The organism is Thalassotalea marina, assembly GCF_014656435.1.
Taxonomy (GTDB): Bacteria; Pseudomonadota; Gammaproteobacteria; order Enterobacterales; family Alteromonadaceae; genus Thalassotalea_C; species Thalassotalea_C marina.
Window position 1 is genome coordinate 14,529 of the sequence record NZ_BNCK01000015.1, and the last position, 19,190, is coordinate 33,718.

Here is a 19,190-nt window from a genome sequence, read left to right on the forward strand (position 1 = left end):
GATCAATTTAAAACTTGCTTAAAAAATGGCGCGAGATTGTAGCATTTATCTGAGTGAATATCACTAGTTATCTATGCTGGATTTTATTCTCGGGTTGTTAATGTTTTATTGCTAACATTTTAATTGATTATGGCAAATTCGATTTGAGCATCTCATTTTCGATACGTTTGCCAGATAGATAATCATCGATGCATTCTAACACCATTGGGCTGCGCAACTGTGAAGTTCTTGCGACTATTTCTTCATAGGTAAACCAATGGCATGCAATGATATCGCTATCTTGTGGTGTACAAGCTGCGATTTCTGGTAATTCTATAGCAAAACAAAACCTTAAATAATAAAGGTTTAGTTCTGGTCGATGGAAATAATAAATGCCGTTACAGTATTGCGGCGTGAGGGTTAATCCTGTTTCCTCAAGTACCTCGCGTTTACAGGCACTGATTAAATTTTCTTTGGCTTCAACATGACCCGCGGGTTGATTAAAAACAATGTCGCCGTTGTCTTTTTCTTCCACCAGTAAAAACTTGTTTTGTGCTGTGATCACAGCAGCTACTGTGGTGTTGGGTTTAAACTGTTCTAGATGATCTTCATGCATGAGGTTTTATCTCTTTATATTGTCCGTTGGCAATGCCATCTAATGTGTACGCTCCTATGGCATAACGGATCAGTCTAAGGGTAGGAAAGCCGATGTGTGCTGTCATTCGCCTTACTTGTCTGTTACGACCCTCAGTAATTTTTATTTCCAGCCATGTCGTGGGAATATTGGCACGCTCTCTAATAGGCGGGTTCCTTGGCCAAACAGCAGGTGAATTCATCACCCTAACTTGGGCTGGTAACGTCATGCCGTCTTTTAGCTCTACACCACGTCTTAACGCTTCCAAACTACTTTCGTCTGGGCAGCCTTCAACTTGTGCCCAATAAGTTTTAGTCGTTTTCTTTTTAGGATTCGCGAGTTTATGCTGTAACTTTCCATCGTTGGTTAATAGCAATAATCCTTCACTGTCTCTGTCTAAACGCCCTGCAGCATAAACGTTAGGTATTGGCACAAAATCTTTTAATGTATGACGTTTGTCTTTTTGCGATTCATCATCAGTAAATTGACTTAGGACGTTAAATGGCTTGTTAAGTAGCACTATAATGCGTTCATTGGGGGCTATGCTCGGTTTTTCAGCAAAGCGTTTTCGTTGCAAAGGTTTATTTGCGCTACGTTTATGGTGATTGCCTGTTCGTGTTGTCTTGTTTTTAGGTTTTACTGCGTTCATAAAGCTATTGTAAAAGATCTTCGCCAACAAAGGTATTAGTTAAAGGTTTTAGTTGTTGTTGATCACTGGCAAGGAAATCGTTGCAATCGCTCCTTGTTCGTTTTCTTTATTGCGCAGTGTTAGGTCTCCACCATGGTTAAACAAAATTTGACGACTTACCACTAACCCAATGCCACTTCCCGTTTTTTTGGTGGTGTAAAAGGGAACAAATAAATTGTCTGGGTTTGCAATGCCTGGACCATTATCTGCAATCATTAACTGTAGGGTATTCCTGTTAATCTGCCATGATATTTCGATGTGAGCTTGAGTTTTGGTTTGGTTGGCTTCCATGGCATTTTTTATTAGGTTAACTAGTGTTTGGGATAATTGTTCCCGATCAGCAAATATCTCGAAATCTGTTTTTGTTGATATGCTTGGTGTGACATTGGGGAATAAGGCAAGTTGCTCTTGAATAAAGTTTACCAATGAAAATAAGGATTTTTTGGGTTCGGGTAATTTGGCAAGCATTTGGTATTCTTTGATAAAACCATTTAATGCTAACGCTCTTTTCGTCATGATGGTTAAGCCATCTTTTAAATCTTGCTCAATATCCTGTAATTGCTGTTGTTCCAATAATCCGTTTAATGATTCACCGATTGAAGCGATGGGTGCTAATGAGTTATTGATTTCATGACTCAGTACCCTGAGTAGTTTTTGCCAAGCGGCACGTTCTTCATTTTGCAATATCTGTTGCACGTCATTAATAAACAATAACGTATAGGTTTTGCCATAAAGTTGGTAGTTATCGGTTTGTAAATACACTTTTTTGTCGGTGTGTGATGTGGTTAATTGCACCAGTTTTTGCTGTTTTGCCGATAACACTTTGTTGTCTATGCCTAATGTACGAGCGGGAAAACCAACCATTTCACTATGTGTATGGTTAAGGAGTTTTTTAGCTTTAGGGTTGGCTAAGGTGACTATGCCATGTTCATCAAAACATAAAACGGCAATATCGATATGTTCCAATACCTTTGACAATGCCAAGTGATGTTCTTTTGAAACCAACCTTTGTTCTCTGAGTTGATCCACAGCCAAGGTAATGGCTTGGTTTAGTTCGGCCAACGCACCACTGTTGGTACTAGAATTAGGGCGCATGCTAGTATCGCCAGTTATTAAGGTTTCAACAATATTTGTTGTTGACCGTAATTGATTGGTGAGATTACGCCAAACAATCAGCTGTCCTATGGCTACAAAGGTGCACACAAAAATTACGATAATTGTTTTTAGGTAATTGGAAATATCTGCAAAGTACAACAAGATAAACAATAACAGCGTTGGACAAAGGCAGGTAATGACACTGACTTTTGTTAACTCGAGCTCAAAGGATTTTTTTTTATTATGTGTTGTATTCATCAATTGAGTTGATACTTTTCTAGTCGGCGATAATAGGCACTGCGCGATAAACCTAGCGATTGAGCGGTGAGGTTTGGATCTTTATCAAACTGATGTAAGCGCTCAATAATGATTCGCTTTTCAATTTGCTCAAGTGTTTGCTCTTGATTGTAAGTGTTTTGATTTACGTTTTGCTTGGGTAAGTTTAAATCGTTTGCCGTTATTTGCTCATTGGATGACATAAAGAGCGCTCGTTCCATGGTGTGAGAGAGTTCTCGAACATTACCAGGCCAATGATGTGTTAGTAGGGCGTTTATCGCGTCGTCGCTCAGTGTTTTATTTTCTTGTTTGTATTTTAACGACAGCTTATTTAAGAAATTAGTGGCAAGTGGAATGATGTCTTCGCTGCGCTCTCTTAACGCAGGAATATGAATTTCGATAGTATTTAATCTATAAAGCAAGTCTTGCCTAAATTGGTTATTTTTGACCATGACGGATAAATCTGAATTTGTCGCTGAAATTAATCTAACATCTGCATCCAGCGTCATTACACCGCCAACTCGTTCAAATTTACGCTCTTCTAATACGTGTAACAGTTTGGCTTGTTGATTTACGTTGATATTGGCGATTTCATCTAAAAACAAGGTGCCTTTTGCTGCAAGTTCAAAACGACCAATCCGCTCTTCTTTAGCATCGGTAAATGCGCCTTTTACGTGGCCAAACATTTCACTTTCAAACAAATTATCGCTTATGGCTCCCATGTTAACTTGCAAAAACGTTGCCGCTTGACGAGTAGAGTGCTGATGTAAATATTTTGCTAGTAACGATTTTCCTGTGCCGTTTTCACCGGTAAACAATACGTTCATATCACTTAACGCAATACGACGAATTTGAGACAGCACATCATTCATTTTTGTTGATTGAGAAATAACGGCGGTAGGGTTTTCTGCTTTTAATAGCGCATTTTCTTGTGCAAGCTTTTGATTTGCTCGTTTAGTTTGACCGTGCGCAATCTGCTGTTCGATTTTTGCGCTTAATTGTGAGTTGCGCCAAGGTTTTTCTAAGAAATCATTTGCGCCATTTTTCATCATCTCTACCGCGATATTCACATTGCTAAAACCTGTCATAGCGATAACTGGTACGTTAGCATCTAGTTGACGTAGCGCTTTGATCAAGGAAATACCTTCTTGTCCTGAGGTAGTGTCTTGCGTGTAGTTTAAATCAATTAACATGCAGGCAAAGGGTTTGCGCTCTGCCAGTGTAAGAACTTCATGTGGGGTAGAGGCGGTAACGATATCATAAGGCTGGTTTTTTAATGCCAGTTTTAGTGCTGATATTACGTCGTGATCGTCATCGGCAATAAGAATTGAGTTGTTGATTGTCATTGCTACCTTAAAAATAAAGTTTACCGTTTCAAGTGCTTAGAACACTTGAAACGGTAATGAAGTGTTAATCATAATGCAAGGCATCACTGGGTTCCAACTTTAATACTGATTTTGTTGGAACATAGGTGGCTATCAATACCATTAAAATAATCAACCCAGGGATACCCACTAAGGCAATGCCATAGCTTTCTGGGTTAATAATTAAGCTGTTCGACATATAACTAATTAACGCGACGGCAAGCACGATACCTAATGCTAATCCTATGGTTAAATGCATACTTGCTTGTTTAATAAACATGCTCATAATTTTTCTATCTGGCGCACCAATAGCTCGGCGAATTCCAATTTCTTGTGTACGCTGCAATATGTTGTTAGCTGCCATAGCGTATATGCCGCTCGCAGCAAGCACTAAAGCAACAACACCACAAAATAGGAATATTTTACTGACCGATAACAATAACTTCATTGGTTGTTCAATTAAGTTTTCATAGCTTTGCACATGGTAAACACCTACCGCAGGGTCAATATCTGCGACTGCTTGCTTAAGTGCATTAATAGCGTCAGCTTCGTTACCGGTATAATGCACAGCGATATACATTCGCATAGGACCAATATTGTCATGTGGGTGATATGAGTTATAGCTTGCACTGGATGAACGCATGGTTGAACCGTGATAAGTATCAGACACAACACCGACTATGGTATTCCAGGTATTACTTGCACCATCACGTCCTACTCGGCGAATACGTTGGCCTACAGCATCTCCATCTGGAAAAAAGTCGCGTGCTATAGACTCGTTTATCATTAAATTATAAACGCCTTCTTCAATATCACGATGATCAAAATGTCGACCTTGCAATAATTTCATGCCAAGTGCATCCCATGAGCGACCAACTACTATTTCGTTGTTACTGTAAGGGTTTTCGTTATATACGGCTGCTGCTCGGCCTTCAATTTCAAAGTAACTGGTGCCTTCGCCTGTTCCTGGTAACTGAGACATAATGGCCGCCGCGGTAAAATTAGGCATGTTTTCAACGGAAGCTTTTATGTTGGTATAAACTAATGCGCGTTTAAGCGTATCTTGATATTGATCTTCAGTATTCCGGCGAATAGGGTATTTGTCTGGCGATACTTGCAGTTGTGCGGTTAAACGATTTTCTGTCTTAACACCATAATCAGCCTTACTCGCAAAATAACCTGTTGAAAGTAAGATGGTTGCCATCACCAAAACAACACAAGATAAAACAATTTCCGATATCACCAATATTTTACCTGTTTGTGCTGCTTTTTTGCCCAATGCGCCGCGGGTACCGTCTTTGATCACAGCATTAAAGTCATTGTTCATCGCTTTAATTGCTGGCACTAAGCCTGTCACTAAAATCATAGCAACTACTGACGTGATTAAAATACCAATAGCGGTATTGTCGATGGCCAAGGTCCACCAAAATGGCTTTTGATTATTCACGGCAAAGGTTTGATCAAACATATTGTTAGTGATTTCTATACCGTAGGCGGCAAACAATAGTGCTAAACCACCACCAATGGCACAAATAAAAACACTTTCCCACAACATTTGTATAATCAGTTTTTTACGAGGTATACCTAACGCAACTCTGATGGCAACTTCTTTAATACGCTCGTTGACTCTGGCCAATAGCAAGTTACTGACATTAATACAGGCCAATAATAAGATTAAAAATACCACGACAAACAGTGCAATAAAAATGTTGTAGTATTGTTTAATACTGGCTTGTTTATAGGGCATTACTAATAAGTAATCGCCATTTCCTCTAATGCGCCAACTAAAGTCTTCTTCGAGCGTTGAGGCTATTTCTTTGTTAATACCGTCAAGCGCGATTTGAGCTTGTTTAATTGAAATGCCGTCCTTTAACTGAGCAAAAGCAAATAAACCTGTGTAAGAGGCTTGAGTCGGGTTGATTTGATTTTCGTTTAACGGTTGCCAAATCTGTGCACTATCTGGGAAAGAAAATCCTTCTGGCATCACGCCAACAATTCGGCCTGGTATAGCGTCTAATGATAGTTGGTTACCTATCACAGATGAGTCGCTATCAAAATAAGTAGCCCAAGCGTTGTAACTTAAAATAACAACTGGCTCGGCACCATCAACATAGTCACTTTGTTGAAATGCTCGACCAATAAACGGTTTTACGCTAGCGATATCGAACATATTCCAGCTGATGTAAGCTGAGTTCATTTTTTGTGCATAAAAAAGAGCGGGATGTTTACTATCACTGCCGCCAATAAAGGTGGTACCTTCAGTGTAGTAGCCATGTTTTTCAAAGATGCCTAGCTGGTTAGCCGCTAAATTTAAATGATAAGGATCGATTGGTGTTCGAAATAAATGGTTTTGGTCAAACTGACCTTCGATAGCAACGATCTCTTTGTCGTTGTTCAGATATAAGGGTTTAAATACTAAGCTGTTAAGTAAAGAAAAACTATAGATAGTTAGTCCTAAACCAATGGCAACAATTAACATTGTTAATACAGTAAACAGCGGTTTCTTCAATAACATTCTAATCGAATATTTTAGTTCTATAGATACCATAACTTGACGCTCCAGAAGTTAAACTGCAATCGCATTGGTAGATTCTGATGCGCGGTCAGCGACCACTTTTCCGTCAAAAATCTCGATAATACGATCTGCTCGACTGGCCGAGCGCGGATCATGGGTTACCATACAAATAGTGGCACCGTTTGCGTGAAGTTTATCAAGTAACTCCATAACAGCATTGGCGTTTTTAGAGTCCAAGTTACCCGTTGGTTCATCAGCTAATAAAATGTCAGGTTTACCTGCAATAGCCCTAGCGACGGCGACACGTTGTTGTTGGCCACCTGACAATTGTGCAGGAAAATGATTGGCTCTGTGCTGCATATCAACTTGTGTTAATGCATCTTTTACCATTTGTTGACGTTCAGATTTAGAGATGTCAGTGCGATACGACAGTGGAAGTTCGACGTTTTCTGCCACAGTTAAATCACTGATCAAATTAAACGCTTGGAAAATAAAACCTATTTTACCGTTGCGAATGTGAGCTCGTTGATCTTTATCTAAGCTGGTGACGTCATGTGATGACAGTTTATAAGTACCACCTGTCGGTGTATCCAATAAGCCCAAAATTGATAATAAGGTTGATTTGCCACAACCGGAAGGGCCTGAAATTGAAATATATTCACCTTTAGTTATGGTGATATTAATGTTGCTAAGTGCGTGTGTTTCAACATCGTCGGTGTAAAAAACTTTTTCTAACGATTCTAGTGTTACTAGCGTGTCATTTTGTTGCTGTTGCATTATTTATCCTTATTGTATCGCTTGTATTTGTTTTTCTTTCCACGATGACACGTCTGATATTACCACGCTGTCTCCATTGGAAAGACCTTTTTTAATTTCAATATGTGTTTGAGAGGCACGACCATAAGTCACGTTATTTAAAATGACTTGGTTGTTGTTTACCGTATAAACCGACGCTGACTCGTTTGCTTTAGCAAACATGGGGCGTTTAACAAATAATGTATTGGGTATTTGTGCAACATGAATAATGCCGTCAACACTCAATTCTGGTCTGGCTTCTTTAGGAATGTCACCGGTGAGTACTATGTCAACTTGCACAGTGCCATTAATAACTGATGGGTCAATACGAAGCACCTTACCGCTGACTTTGGTGGTTTTAGTATCTACTGTGACCGGTTGATCCAAGGCAACTTGATAGATTTGTTTTTCTGGAATTCTAACTTCAGCGATAAAGTCATCATTTCTAGCAAGCCTTGCGACATTAGTACCTGCAGTAATCTGCTGACCTAACTCAAGCGGCATTTCTTGTACGATACTGTCGATGCTGGCGCGAATGGTTAAACCGTCAACTAAGTGTTTAATACGGTCAACACCTCGTGTCATACGTTTTAACCTTGCGTCGAACGCCTTTATTTGCGCTTGTAGATTTTCCTGAGATTTGGCTAATCGCTTTTGTTCAAGCTGCCAACGCTGACTTAGTTGCTCAACTTCAATTTTTACTTCTTCATGGTCGACTTTTGATATTGCGACTATGCCTTGATCTAATAATCTTTTTTGGGCGTTAAGCGTTAACAGCGCGCGTTCATAATTAAGTTTGCTATGCACCACCAGCGTTTCTTGATCTAGTACTTGTGACTCCAATGCCACACGTTGTGCATTTAACTGTGCTGCGACTTCTTCTAACTCCCATTCACTTTCGATGAGTTGTTGCGCTAAATCAGGGTTGCTCATCGTGATAATAGGGTCACCTTTTTTTACCGATGCACCCGCCTTGATAAAAAGTTTATCAACCCGACCATTCGTTTCTGTGGCTACCCAGTAAACTTCTTTGGGCACTAATACACCAACACCCCTAACATCTATGGCAAACTCACCCTGTTGAACGGTATCCATGACGACACTGCTTGCTGCCACTTTGTGGGTTGAACTACTTGCATAAGCAATCGCCCACCCCGTTAGGGCAACTAACGCAATAATGCCTATGGCCTTAGTTGGCAATTTACGCTTATTTGCCTTGTTTCTAACGATATCCATTAATTATCCTGTGTTTAGCGTTTACTAGGAAATTGCAGAACTAGTGCCAGTTAACAAAAAGATATTTAAAACAGGTAGATACGGAGGGGTTTGTACGTAAAGTGACTTTAGAGTTTCGAAAGTGGGACGGCTTTAAGATAGTAAAAATCCCACTTTCGACATTATCAGCTTTGTATTTGTATGTGTTACGTTTGCTTGACAAATAGTAAGAAGATAATTGCTTGTTAAACAAGACTAAACGGTACTAATACCCTAGGTTTTGATAACTAAATGTTGTAGGATAGCGTGCTTTTTTATTAACAGCGGATAGTGATTTCTTGTGTTAAGTGCAGGTATACATTACTATTCGCGCGCAACAATATTTATTCCCAAGTGAATATTAATGTCAATTTGCTTGATTTTTATCCACTTGAGGGACACTCGCTGACAAAAGTAGGATAAAAAATGTCTAAAATCATTTATACCATTACTGATGAAGCGCCAGCGCTCGCGACGCATTCATTACTTCCAATTATTCAAGCATTTACTGCTTCTTCAGGTATCGATGTTGAAACACGCGATATTTCTTTAGCGGGTCGAATCATTGCTAATTTCCCAGAATATTTATCAGAAGAACAACGCATTGGTGATGCGCTTACAGAGCTTGGTGAAATTGCTAAGACACCTGAAGCAAATATCATTAAATTGCCAAACATTTCTGCATCTATTCCTCAGTTGAAAGCAGCAATTGCAGAATTACAAGCTAAAGGCTTTAACCTTCCTAATTACCCGGAAGAGCCGAAAAATGCTGAAGAAGAAAACATCAAAGCAACTTATGCAAAAGTGTTAGGTTCAGCAGTAAACCCTGTATTACGTGAAGGTAACTCAGACCGTCGTGCACCTGGTGCAGTTAAAAACTATGCTAAGAAAAACCCACACTCAATGGGCGCGTGGTCTTCTGATTCTAAATCTCACGTTTCACACATGTCAGAAGGTGACTTCTACGGCAGTGAAAAATCAATGACAGTGAACGGTGTAACTGATATGCGTATTGAATACGTAGATGCAGCTGGCAACGTTAAAGTGTTAAAAGAAAAAGTCGCTTTAGAAGATAAAGAAGTTATTGACGCTTCTTGCATGAGTAAAAAAGCGTTAGTTGCTTTCTTTGAACAAGAAACTGCAAAAGCAAAAGAAGAAGACGTATTGCTTTCTCTTCACATGAAAGCAACCATGATGAAAGTGTCTGACCCAGTTATTTTTGGTCATGCAGTTAAAGTGTACTACAAAGACGTATTTGCAAAACACGGTGCGACATTTGAAAAATTAGGTGTTGATGTAAACAACGGTCTTGGCGATGTTTATGCAAAAATCGCTAACTTACCAGCTGAACAAAAAGCTGAAATTGAAGCTGATTTACAAGCGGTATATGAAACTCAACCACCACTAGCAATGGTTGACTCAGATCGCGGCATTACTAATTTACACGTACCAAGTGACATCATCATCGATGCGTCAATGCCTGCAGCAATTCGTGCTTCTGGTCAAATGTGGGGCCCAGATGGTAAGCAAAAAGACACTAAGTATATGATCCCAGATCGTAACTATGCTGGTGTTTATGCTGCTGTTGTTGATTTCTGTAAAGAACACGGCGCGTTTGATCCAACAACTATGGGTACTGTACCAAATGTTGGTTTGATGGCGAAAAAAGCAGAAGAATACGGTTCTCACGACAAAACATTTGTTGCTGAAGGTAATGGCGTAATTCGTTCAGTTAACATTGCAACGGGTGAAGTACTGTTAGAGCAAGACGTAGAAGAAGGCGACATCTTCCGCATGTGTCAAACTAAAGACGCACCAATTCAAGATTGGATCAAGCTTGCGGTGAACCGCGCTCGTTTATCTGACACGCCGGCAATTTTCTGGTTAGATGAAAACCGTGCTCACGACGCACAGTTAATCGCCAAAATTAACGAGTACATGCCACAGCACGATACTAACGGTTTAGATATTTCGATTTTATCACCAGTTGATGCGTGTAAAAAATCACTTGAGCGCATGAAAGCGGGTCAAGATACTATTTCTGTTACTGGTAACGTTTTACGTGACTACAACACTGACTTATTCCCAATTTTAGAATTAGGTACGTCAGCTAAAATGCTTTCAATCGTTCCATTAATGAACGGTGGTGGTTTATTCGAAACTGGCGCTGGTGGTTCTGCACCTAAGCACGTTCAACAGTTTGAAAAAGAAAACCACTTACGTTGGGATTCATTAGGTGAGTTCTTAGCATTAGCAGCATCTTTAGAGCACTTGAGCAACACTACTGGCAACAGCAAGGCGCAAGTATTAGCCGATACACTTGATGCCGCAACAGGTAAGTTCCTAGATGAAAACAAATCTCCATCACGTAAGGTGGGTGAATTAGATAACCGTGGTTCACATTTCTACTTAGCGATGTACTGGGCTCAAGCGTTGGCTGAGCAATCAGAAGATGAAGAGCTGAAAGCGTCATTTACAGCAGTAGCTCAAGCGTTAACTAAACAAGAAGCTACTATTGTTGATGAACTAAACAAAGCGCAAGGCCCTGCACAAGACATTGGTGGTTACTATGCACCAGCTGATGAATTGGCATCGAAAGCTATGCGTCCAAGTGAAACACTAAACTCGATTTTATCTAGTTTAGTATAATCACTTAATAAATAGAGAGTAAAAGCCCTGCATTTTGCGGGGCTTTTTTTTAGCCGAAGCTAATGAATTTTTTAAAAAATTTAACTTACAAATCTTGGTAAATTTTTCTGAATGTGCTTTGATAGAAATAAAGTCGTTTAGAGTACATAACTTGAATATTCCCGATTTACCTAATTACCATGCATTGGCGATGCTGGTGATCACTGTGCTTGCACTTTATCTATTTCGCCGTGACGACATTCCGTTAGAAACATCTTCATTAGCGGTTTTAGCTGTTTTAAGTTTAATTTTTGCCATCTTTCCGTTTTACCAAGACGGAGTGCATTTTGAGCCAAGCTCACTGTTTTTGGGTTTTGGCCATGAGGCACTAGTCACCGTTTGCTGTTTAATGATTATAGGACAAGGTTTAGTCGCAACTGGAGCGTTAGAGCCGATAGGTCGTTACTTAGCAAAACTATGGAAACTGAGTCCGACACTTTCATTATTGTTAACGCTAATTCTGGCAGCGGCTTTAAGTGCCTTTGTTAACAACACACCTATTGTTGTTTTACTGTTACCTATATTGATCAGTGTATCACTTCGCACCAATACAGATTCGTCACCAATGTTATTGCCTATGGGGTTAGCTACCTTAGTGGGCGGCATGACAACAACTATCGGTACCTCAACTAACTTGCTGGTTGTCAGTGTTGCGCAAAACATGGGAGTTGCTCAGTTTGGTTTATTTGACTTTGCAAAACCTGCGTTAATTGCCGGTGCTGTGGCTATTTTCTACCTTTGGGTGATTGCACCAAAACTTTTACCCAAACGTGACGCGTCGTTACCTGATACTTCGCCAAGGTTGTTTGGCGCTTATTTAAATATTAATGAAGAAAGTATCGCAAACGGCAAAACTGTATCGGAAATTATGGCGTTAACCGATGGTCAAATTCGTATAGAAAGCATTCAGCGTAGCAAAGACAAACGTAACATCATGCCTTTGCCAGATACCTGCATTACCGCTGGTGATAGGCTACAAGTTCAAGACACACCGGCACAACTTAAAGAATTTGAGTCGGTACTTGGCGCCACATTATTTTCTGGCTTACATAAAGTCGATGATGAACATCCATTAAAGGCTGAAAAACAAACGTTGGCCGAATTAGTGATAATCACTGGATCAGGTGTTGTTGGCCGAACACTTAAACAGGCTAACTTTATTCAAAATTATGGTATCAGTGTTATTGCTTTGCATCGCGCAGGCAAAGCCTTAGAAATGGGGCGACGCAGTATCGGTAAAGTCCCTTTAATGATAGGTGATGTTTTACTAGTACAAGGCGAAGAAGAACAAATTCGCCAACTAAAATCAAAACAAGGTTTACTGGTCATAGACGGTGCAGAGCCTTTACCTCAAACTTCAAAAGCTCCTATTGCGTTGGGGGTTTTATTTACTGTAGTAGTATCTGCTGCCGTAGGTATTGTACCAATTGAAATCTCGTCAGTTTGTGGCGTGTTGGCGTTATTGTTGACCCGATGTTTAGATTGGCAACAAGTTTCATCTGCTTTAAGTACGCAAGTTATATTGATTGTTGCGGCTTCTTTAGCGCTTGGTGCCGCCATGATGCAAACCGGTGGTGCAGAGTATATAGCGCAAATGTTTGTTGCGGCTTCAAGCTCATTGCCTCCAGGTGGTGTTTTAGCGGCTTTAATGCTGTTACTCGCCATCTTAACAAATATCGTGTCGAACAATGCCGCAGCGGTAATTGGTACACCCATTGCCATTTCGGTAGCGAGTCAGCTTAATTTACCTGCTGAGCCCTTTATATTAGCGGTGCTATTTGGTGCTAACTTGAGTTATGCAACACCAATGGCCTATAAAACTAATTTATTAGTGATGAATGCTGGTGGATATCAGTTTTCAGATTTCATTCGTGTCGGTATTCCGCTAATTATTTTAATGTGGCTGACATTATCGTTTTTACTTAATTGGTTATATCTATAAACTAGCCAATGAATATTAAAGAAAAGCATCCTTAGTAGTGGTGGAGAAAAAATTGGACATAAATACAAAAGAGCAATTAGACGCACATATCGAATTTACGCACATACAGCAAATTGAAAAAGTTGAAAATAAGTTAAATAAAATGCGTTATTTCCCAGCAAGCTTGTTTTTTATTGTGTTAGGGTTTCTTTTTTATATTGATTTTGATGTTACCAATAACCTAAACGGCGTGGTTATATTGTTAGCCACTATGATAGGGGTGAGTGGACAGATGAGTGTTCAAAGAACAGAGTTATTAAAAGAGCTATTTGAACTTAAATATGGCCAAGCAACTCGTTAATGACACGCCTATTGGCTAGCAGGAATGATGACAGTCAATAGGCGATTAACGTGTGAGTTATTTTTCTAACGCTTGCAAATAACGTCGGTTCACTTCTTGCCAGTTGATAACATTGTAGAAGGCAGCAATGTATTCTGGACGCCTATTTTGATATTTTAAGTAATATGCGTGTTCCCAAACATCTAAAGCTAAGATTGGCGTGTGTTGGTGCATGAGAGGGCTGTCTTGGTTAAGTGAACTTTCCACCACTAAATTTCCTACAGGTGTAACGGATAGCCAAGCCCAGCCACTACCAAAACGTTTAAGAGCGGCATTGGTGAAGTCGGTTTTAAACTGGTCAAAACCTCCTAACTCTTTATTGATCGCTTGTGCGATCTCACCAGCAGGTTCTCCGCCACCTTCAGGGCTCATGATTGTCCAGAACAATGAATGATTGGCATGGCCGCCACCGTGGTCACGAACAATGGGTTTTAAATCATCGGGTAAATGAAGATATTGACCTACTAACTTTTCAATCGCTAATCCTTCGTATTCCGTTCCTTTAATCGCTGCGTTTATATTATTGACGTAGGTTTGATGATGCAGGGTATGATGAATTTTCATGGTTTGGCTATCGATATGTGGCTCTAAAGCGTCGTAGGCATAATCTAAAGCAGGTAGTAAATAACTCATGATATATCTCTGTTGTATTAAAAAACATAAGCTTACGATTATATGCAAATAAAAACAATTATCAATACGGCTATTTGTTGTGTCATCTGACTAGGTATTAAAAATTCAGTGGGACGGGGCCTTTAAATTAGTTTGCATAATGAAACAAGAAAATAATTGGCAGCTTGATTAGTAATAAAAGAATATGAAAACAAAGACTGAAAACGAAATAACCCATTTCTTGGCGGAAATTTGCCAAATGTTCCCTGAATTAACCGCTAAAATGGCTGTACACGAAGATTTTATGACCACATCGAAAATGGAAGTATTTGCCCAAGCAACAACAAATGCAATAGCAGAAGGGCAGTTAACAACAGCATCCAAATATTTAAGTTTTATCGACAATAAATTAAATACTGTAAGTGCACAAGCATATGAATATATCGATGTGTATTATGTTGAACACTTATTTTGGCGCGCAAATAAAGCCACTTGCCAACACGGCTGGCCATTACTCTCTAAACAGCTTCAACAACTTTATATGGATTTTCATGGCAAAGCGGCGTGTGATTAAATTTAATACCTTTGTTGATTAAAGTTTGTTACTTTACTCTCATCAAATAGACAGGAGTCGCAGATGAATAACCAACAGCACATTGCAAATATTAATAAAAAAATCACTTTGTTTAGTATTTTAGATTTTCCCGCTGTTTTGGCTCTAGGGATTGGTTTATTCAGTAAGTATGGTAGTCAAGGCAAAGAGTTGCACCCGTTGTTAAATGATAGCACTGTTGCAAATTCTCTTATTGTTGTTGGCGCCGCGGTTATGCTGTTTTGTGCTGTAAATGTCATACGTTTACATAGAGCTAAGTCTAGATTAACTGGGTAATTCTATTACGTGTTGTATGGTGGGAAGTTGTATGAAGTTTGAAACCTTATCTTTGTTACATGTAAACCGTTTGTTTGAATTTGAACTGAAAAACAAAGGCTGGTTTGAATCTATGATAGAGCCAAGATCAGAATGTTTTTACTCCAACACAGGCGTGCTTTCCCATGTCAATATGCTACTAACTGACATGGAAATGGGGAAGGGCTTTAATGCTGTGATCACTAAAGACGATGCCATTATTGCCCGTGCAAATTTAAAAAATATTAAACATGGCTGTGCAGAAGTGGGCTTTCGTGTCTCGTCTGAAAATACTGGGCAAGGTGTTGGTAGCTTTTGTTTAACAGTTTTAATTGATTACGCTAAAGAGTTAAATTTAAAACAGTTAAATGCTTTTGTACTTGAAAACAATATTGCCTCTAAGCGAGTACTGGAAAAGCAAGGTTTTGTTGTTATCGATAATATAAAGCAGTATTTGAGAGTAAATAACGAAGTTTATGATTGTTGGGTGTTGCAGAAAAATTTAGATAATGTGAATTAACGAGAAGACGTTGTAGTTCAATTAAAACGAAAAAAGCTCCTTAATAGGAGCTTTTTACTAAGAATTTTTGGTGGGTGCGACTGGAGTCGAACCAGCGACCTCTTGCATGTCAAGCAAGCGCTCTAACCAACTGAGCTACGCTCCCACTTTTTGTCAGCAAATTGTGCTCGACAACGGGGCGCTATGTTATCGATCTGGATTTATTGTTGCAAGCAATTTTATTAAAAAAATTAACAATAATTAACTGTTTGCTTAACTATTGTTCAAATTGATTAAATGCTTTGCGTTGCAAGACGATGTTGAATTATTTTTAATCGCCATGCCAGTAAAACAGCCGCTGCTGTTAAACCAGAAATAAAGCCAATCCAAAAACCATAAGGGCCAATAGGCTCAATAATCCAATCTGTCAATCCGAGCACTAGTCCAATAGATAAGCCAATAAGCCAGTAAGATACAAAAGTGATATATAAAATTGCTTTGGTATCTTTATAGCCACGCAATGCTCCTGCTGAAATAACTTGAATCGCATCAGAAAATTGAAATAACGCAGCTAAAAACATTAAACTCGCCGCCAATTCAATCACTGGTAATTCATGGCTATAAATCGTGGCAATTTGTGTTCGAAAAGTTAGCGTTAATATGGCAGTAACTACAGCTATAACAAGACCAAATAAAATAGAATAGGTACAGGTGTCTTTGGCTTGGGCAATGTTACCATGGCCAATTGCAGTGCCTACTTGTATTGTAACGGCCATTGCGATACTTAACGGGATCATAAATATTAACCCAGAAAAGTTAATCACAATTTGATGGCTAGCAACAACCTCAGCACCAAATGGCGCTAATATTATGGCAACAACAGCAAACAGACTAACCTCGAATAACAATGACAGCGCAATAGGAATACCTAAACTTAAAATGTTTTTCATTTCATGCCAATTTGGCGCATAGAACTTGTTAAACATAGGGGCATGCTTTAAATGTTTACTAAATAAACAATACAATCCCATACCCAAACACATAACCCAGTACACCATCGCTGTTGCAATACCGCAGCCAGCGCCACCCAGTTCAGGCATTCCAAAAGCACCATAGATAAACACATAGTTTGCTGGAATATTAATGGCAAGCCCCAAAATGCTGACTATCATCGTCGGGCGAGTGTGAGATAAACCTTCAGAATAATTTCTAAACACCAAATACAAACAAAACCCTGGTCCACCCCAAACGACAAACTCAAGGTAGTCAAACATTAATCGTTTTAGCTCAGGTTCAAGTGTTACATTGTCATAAATAGCAGGGGCAATAAGATAATAAAGCCCAATTAATGAAACTGACATCAACACACCGATCCACGCTGTTTGTTGAGTCGCTTTCCCTACTTTATCAAAGGCTTTAGCACCGGAAAATTGAGAGACAATGGCTGCTAGTGCCATAATGACACCAGAAATGGTTAAAATAACAGGTAACCAAACGCTGCTCGCTACTGCAACAGCGGCCATGTCTGTTGCACTTACTCGTCCAGCCATCACGGTATCGACAAAACCCATTAAGGTTTGTATTAACTGGGCGATTAGTATCGGATACGCCAAAATCATTAGGCGTTTGGTGTTGTCTATAAATCCTTGAAAATGCATTACGGGTGGTACTTCTTACACGAGATCGCTAGAATGCGATGACTTCTTAAAATATGGATGATATATGTTTACGGGTATTGTGCAATCACAAGCTGAAATAATTTCTGTATCAGGTGATGACAGTTTTAAAAAAATAACCATACAAGGTGATTTAGCGCTAATTGATAACCTTACTTTAGGGGCGAGTATTGCGATAAATGGCACCTGTTTGACCGTGGTTTCATTTGAACAAGATAATAAACATGGACAGGTAACCTTTGACGTTATTGATGAAACATTAAAGTTAACTAATTTAGGCGCTCTAGAACTAGGGGACAAAGTTAACGTAGAACGCTCTTTACGAATGGGTGACGAGCTTGGTGGGCATTTGGTCAGCGGACACATCCATACTTGCGGTACAGTCGTCAATCGGAATGTCAGTGCGTTGAACTGCGAGTTGCTAATTGAAGTTGGATCAGAAAGCCTCAAATATATATTCGCCAAAGGGTTTATTACCGTAAATGGAGTGAGCTTAACCGTTGGAAGAGTTGAAGACTCATGTTTTAGTTTGCATTTGATCCCTGAAACGCTTGAGCGTACAAACCTTGGACAGGCCAAAGTTGGCGATAGTGTTAACCTTGAATACGACCAACAAACAATGACGATTGTGTCGACCATTGAAAGAATGGGGCTATCGGTGAGCTAAAATACTTGCTCGTCGTCACTATCAACAGCTAACTGAATTTTTTGATGATATTCGTCTATGTGCATATTTAGATGGATATCTCGACAACATGCGGCACATTCTTCGTAATAGTCTTGATCACCGGAAGAGGCATCCAGAGTGACATAAATATGATGGCCACAATGTGGGCATTCAATGCGTTGGTCGTGTACGCTACGAGAAGGATCATGGGGCATAATGCCTCCTAGATACTGGTAAACACCGTAACAATAATTATGGCAATTTTTGCCAAAACTACCAGTTTAATGGGCTGTGTGGCGCCGTAAAATAACTGTCACAATATAAGTCACTAAAAACATTAAGGTGTTTCAAACGATAATATTCTTTGTAAACAAGCTTTGGCTTGATCAATATAGACGCCACCAAACAAATTGGCATGATTGAGAACATGATAAAAATTGTAGACATGTTTTCTTGTTTCATAGCGTTCAGGTAGTGGTAAAACTTTTTGATACCCCTGATAAAAAGCTAATGGAAATCGACCAAATAATTCTGTCATCGCGATATCAACTTCACGGTCACCGTAATAACTGGCAGGGTCAAATATCACAGGTTGTTTGTGGTAAAAGCCTACGTTACCTTGCCATAAATCGCCATGCACTAAACAAGGTGATACTTGATGATGAGTCAGCAAGTCATGGCAAACTTGGGTGATGTAATCTATATCTCCCAATATGATTGACTTTTCACTCAGTAATTGTAGTTGCCAAGCAATGCGTTGCTGTGAAAAAAACTGCCGCCAATTACTCGACCAACGATTAGGTTGAACAGTACTACCAATCACATTGTCGTGTTGCCAGCCAAACTGACCATGGCTTGTGGTTTTGTGTAACCAAGCAAGTTGTTGTCCTAGAGTGTGCCATTGTTTGTCGGTAGGCTGTTTAAGCTCTAAATACTCTAATACCAAAAAACTATGCTCAGCTGTTTTCCCAACAGCAATAACTTCGGGAACTTTGATTTGTTCAGCTAAGTGCAAAGCGTTTAGACTGTAAGCTTCAGCTTCAAAGTTATCTAGTCGACTGGCTTGATTGATTTTTACAAAGTAACGCTTTGAGCAACCTTCAACAAGGTAACTTTGATTGATATCTCCACCTGTTATCGACGAGGTTGCGTCAATAGAGAAGGGGGCATCAGTTGCTTGGGTTATTGCCTCAGCGATGACATTCCACATATCAATACCT

General features: G+C 39.5%; 18 protein-coding genes and 1 tRNA gene. 7 read left to right on the forward strand and 12 right to left on the reverse strand.

Features of this window, described 5'->3' with window-relative positions; genetic code table 11:
- Window positions 1-127 precede the first annotated feature (127 nt).
- The 7 genes from IE199_RS20990 to IE199_RS21020 all read right to left on the reverse strand — a co-directional run bounded on the left by IE199_RS20990 (window position 128) and on the right by IE199_RS21020 (window position 8,582).
- Entirely contained in the window at window positions 128-595 is a 468-nt protein-coding gene (locus tag IE199_RS20990) for an NUDIX hydrolase (RefSeq protein ID WP_189774741.1), read from the reverse strand.
- A complete protein-coding gene (locus tag IE199_RS20995) occupies window positions 588-1,262 on the reverse strand; it encodes a pseudouridine synthase (protein WP_189774742.1) in 675 nt (224 codons plus the stop codon). The genes IE199_RS20990 and IE199_RS20995 overlap by 8 nt, the downstream gene beginning before the upstream one ends.
- Window positions 1,263-1,310: 48 nt before the next feature.
- On the reverse strand, window positions 1,311-2,396 hold the full coding sequence (locus tag IE199_RS21000) for a sensor histidine kinase (RefSeq protein ID WP_229854894.1): 1,086 nt from the start codon (window positions 2,394-2,396) through the stop codon (window positions 1,311-1,313).
- 257 nt (window positions 2,397-2,653) lie between these two features.
- Window positions 2,654-4,018: a sigma-54-dependent transcriptional regulator gene (locus IE199_RS21005; RefSeq protein WP_308436247.1), complete on the reverse strand. Its 1,365-nt coding sequence runs from the start codon at window positions 4,016-4,018 to the stop codon at window positions 2,654-2,656.
- A gap of 64 nt (window positions 4,019-4,082) precedes the next feature.
- A complete protein-coding gene (locus IE199_RS21010) occupies window positions 4,083-6,584 on the reverse strand; it encodes an FtsX-like permease family protein (RefSeq protein ID WP_189774746.1) in 2,502 nt (833 codons plus the stop codon).
- Window positions 6,585-6,602: 18 nt separating this feature from the next.
- Complete coding sequence (locus IE199_RS21015; RefSeq protein WP_189774748.1) at window positions 6,603-7,328, reverse strand: ABC transporter ATP-binding protein; 726 nt, start codon at window positions 7,326-7,328, stop codon at window positions 6,603-6,605.
- 9 nt (window positions 7,329-7,337) lie between these two features.
- A complete protein-coding gene (locus IE199_RS21020; RefSeq protein ID WP_189774750.1) occupies window positions 7,338-8,582 on the reverse strand; it encodes an efflux RND transporter periplasmic adaptor subunit in 1,245 nt (414 codons plus the stop codon).
- A 444-nt stretch (window positions 8,583-9,026) separates the two neighbouring features.
- Here IE199_RS21020 and IE199_RS21025 point away from each other — a divergent pair, with 444 nt between their 5' ends.
- The 3 genes from IE199_RS21025 (at window position 9,027) to IE199_RS21035 (ending at window position 13,570) form a co-directional block, all read left to right on the forward strand.
- Window positions 9,027-11,249 (forward strand): NADP-dependent isocitrate dehydrogenase, encoded by a 2,223-nt coding sequence (locus IE199_RS21025; RefSeq protein ID WP_189774752.1) that lies wholly within the window; start codon window positions 9,027-9,029, stop codon window positions 11,247-11,249.
- A gap of 151 nt (window positions 11,250-11,400) precedes the next feature.
- Window positions 11,401-13,230 (forward strand): SLC13 family permease, encoded by a 1,830-nt coding sequence (locus IE199_RS21030; RefSeq protein WP_189774754.1) that lies wholly within the window; start codon window positions 11,401-11,403, stop codon window positions 13,228-13,230.
- Between the two features lie 52 nt (window positions 13,231-13,282).
- Complete coding sequence (locus IE199_RS21035) at window positions 13,283-13,570, forward strand: hypothetical protein (RefSeq protein WP_189774756.1); 288 nt, start codon at window positions 13,283-13,285, stop codon at window positions 13,568-13,570.
- A 57-nt stretch (window positions 13,571-13,627) separates the two neighbouring features.
- Here IE199_RS21035 and IE199_RS21040 read toward each other — a convergent pair whose 3' ends face one another.
- Window positions 13,628-14,242 (reverse strand): superoxide dismutase, encoded by a 615-nt coding sequence (locus IE199_RS21040; protein ID WP_229854895.1) that lies wholly within the window; start codon window positions 14,240-14,242, stop codon window positions 13,628-13,630.
- A gap of 184 nt (window positions 14,243-14,426) precedes the next feature.
- Between IE199_RS21040 and IE199_RS21045 the strand changes: the two genes are divergently transcribed.
- The 3 genes from IE199_RS21045 (at window position 14,427) to IE199_RS21055 (ending at window position 15,648) form a co-directional block, all read left to right on the forward strand.
- Window positions 14,427-14,795 (forward strand): DUF7674 family protein, encoded by a 369-nt coding sequence (locus IE199_RS21045; RefSeq protein ID WP_189774758.1) that lies wholly within the window; start codon window positions 14,427-14,429, stop codon window positions 14,793-14,795.
- 63 nt (window positions 14,796-14,858) lie between these two features.
- Window positions 14,859-15,110 (forward strand): hypothetical protein, encoded by a 252-nt coding sequence (locus tag IE199_RS21050; RefSeq protein WP_189774760.1) that lies wholly within the window; start codon window positions 14,859-14,861, stop codon window positions 15,108-15,110.
- A gap of 31 nt (window positions 15,111-15,141) precedes the next feature.
- Entirely contained in the window at window positions 15,142-15,648 is a 507-nt protein-coding gene (locus IE199_RS21055) for a GNAT family N-acetyltransferase (RefSeq protein WP_189774762.1), read from the forward strand.
- A 68-nt stretch (window positions 15,649-15,716) separates the two neighbouring features.
- Here the strand turns inward: IE199_RS21055 and IE199_RS21060 are convergent.
- A tRNA-Val gene (locus IE199_RS21060) sits at window positions 15,717-15,793 on the reverse strand.
- 127 nt (window positions 15,794-15,920) lie between these two features.
- Window positions 15,921-17,285 (reverse strand): MATE family efflux transporter, encoded by a 1,365-nt coding sequence (locus IE199_RS21065; RefSeq protein ID WP_189774764.1) that lies wholly within the window; start codon window positions 17,283-17,285, stop codon window positions 15,921-15,923.
- Window positions 17,286-17,349: 64 nt separating this feature from the next.
- Between IE199_RS21065 and IE199_RS21070 the strand changes: the two genes are divergently transcribed.
- Window positions 17,350-17,970, forward strand: a complete 621-nt coding sequence (locus tag IE199_RS21070; RefSeq protein WP_189774767.1) for a riboflavin synthase subunit alpha — start codon at window positions 17,350-17,352, stop codon at window positions 17,968-17,970.
- Here IE199_RS21070 and IE199_RS21075 read toward each other — a convergent pair.
- Window positions 17,967-18,185, reverse strand: a complete 219-nt coding sequence (locus IE199_RS21075; protein ID WP_189774769.1) for a CPXCG motif-containing cysteine-rich protein — start codon at window positions 18,183-18,185, stop codon at window positions 17,967-17,969. The two genes, IE199_RS21070 and IE199_RS21075, sit on opposite strands and share 4 nt — an antisense overlap.
- 122 nt (window positions 18,186-18,307) lie before the next feature.
- Window positions 18,308-19,180 (reverse strand): fructosamine kinase family protein, encoded by an 873-nt coding sequence (locus IE199_RS21080; protein ID WP_189774771.1) that lies wholly within the window; start codon window positions 19,178-19,180, stop codon window positions 18,308-18,310.
- Window positions 19,181-19,190 lie beyond the last annotated feature (10 nt).

What these genes read in the sequence shown, in the direction of transcription:
- IE199_RS21000 (WP_229854894.1), bottom strand. Translation starts at nt 2,396, where the DNA reads ATGCGCCCTAATTCTAGTACCAACAGTGGTGCGTTGGCCGAACTAAAC.
- IE199_RS21065 (WP_189774764.1), bottom strand. Translation starts at nt 17,285, where the DNA reads ATGCATTTTCAAGGATTTATAGACAACACCAAACGCCTAATGATTTTG.
- IE199_RS21010 (WP_189774746.1), bottom strand. Translation starts at nt 6,584, where the DNA reads ATGGTATCTATAGAACTAAAATATTCGATTAGAATGTTATTGAAGAAA.
- IE199_RS21015 (WP_189774748.1), bottom strand. Translation starts at nt 7,328, where the DNA reads ATGCAACAGCAACAAAATGACACGCTAGTAACACTAGAATCGTTAGAA.
- IE199_RS21070 (WP_189774767.1), top strand. Translation starts at nt 17,350, where the DNA reads ATGTTTACGGGTATTGTGCAATCACAAGCTGAAATAATTTCTGTATCA.
- IE199_RS21045 (WP_189774758.1), top strand. Translation starts at nt 14,427, where the DNA reads ATGAAAACAAAGACTGAAAACGAAATAACCCATTTCTTGGCGGAAATT.
- IE199_RS21055 (WP_189774762.1), top strand. Translation starts at nt 15,142, where the DNA reads ATGAAGTTTGAAACCTTATCTTTGTTACATGTAAACCGTTTGTTTGAA.
- IE199_RS21040 (WP_229854895.1), bottom strand. Translation starts at nt 14,242, where the DNA reads ATGAGTTATTTACTACCTGCTTTAGATTATGCCTACGACGCTTTAGAG.
- IE199_RS21050 (WP_189774760.1), top strand. Translation starts at nt 14,859, where the DNA reads ATGAATAACCAACAGCACATTGCAAATATTAATAAAAAAATCACTTTG.
- IE199_RS20990 (WP_189774741.1), bottom strand. Translation starts at nt 595, where the DNA reads ATGCATGAAGATCATCTAGAACAGTTTAAACCCAACACCACAGTAGCT.
- IE199_RS21075 (WP_189774769.1), bottom strand. Translation starts at nt 18,185, where the DNA reads ATGCCCCATGATCCTTCTCGTAGCGTACACGACCAACGCATTGAATGC.
- IE199_RS21020 (WP_189774750.1), bottom strand. Translation starts at nt 8,582, where the DNA reads ATGGATATCGTTAGAAACAAGGCAAATAAGCGTAAATTGCCAACTAAG.
- IE199_RS21080 (WP_189774771.1), bottom strand. Translation starts at nt 19,180, where the DNA reads ATGTGGAATGTCATCGCTGAGGCAATAACCCAAGCAACTGATGCCCCC.
- IE199_RS21025 (WP_189774752.1), top strand. Translation starts at nt 9,027, where the DNA reads ATGTCTAAAATCATTTATACCATTACTGATGAAGCGCCAGCGCTCGCG.
- IE199_RS21005 (WP_308436247.1), bottom strand. Translation starts at nt 4,018, where the DNA reads ATGACAATCAACAACTCAATTCTTATTGCCGATGACGATCACGACGTA.
- IE199_RS20995 (WP_189774742.1), bottom strand. Translation starts at nt 1,262, where the DNA reads ATGAACGCAGTAAAACCTAAAAACAAGACAACACGAACAGGCAATCAC.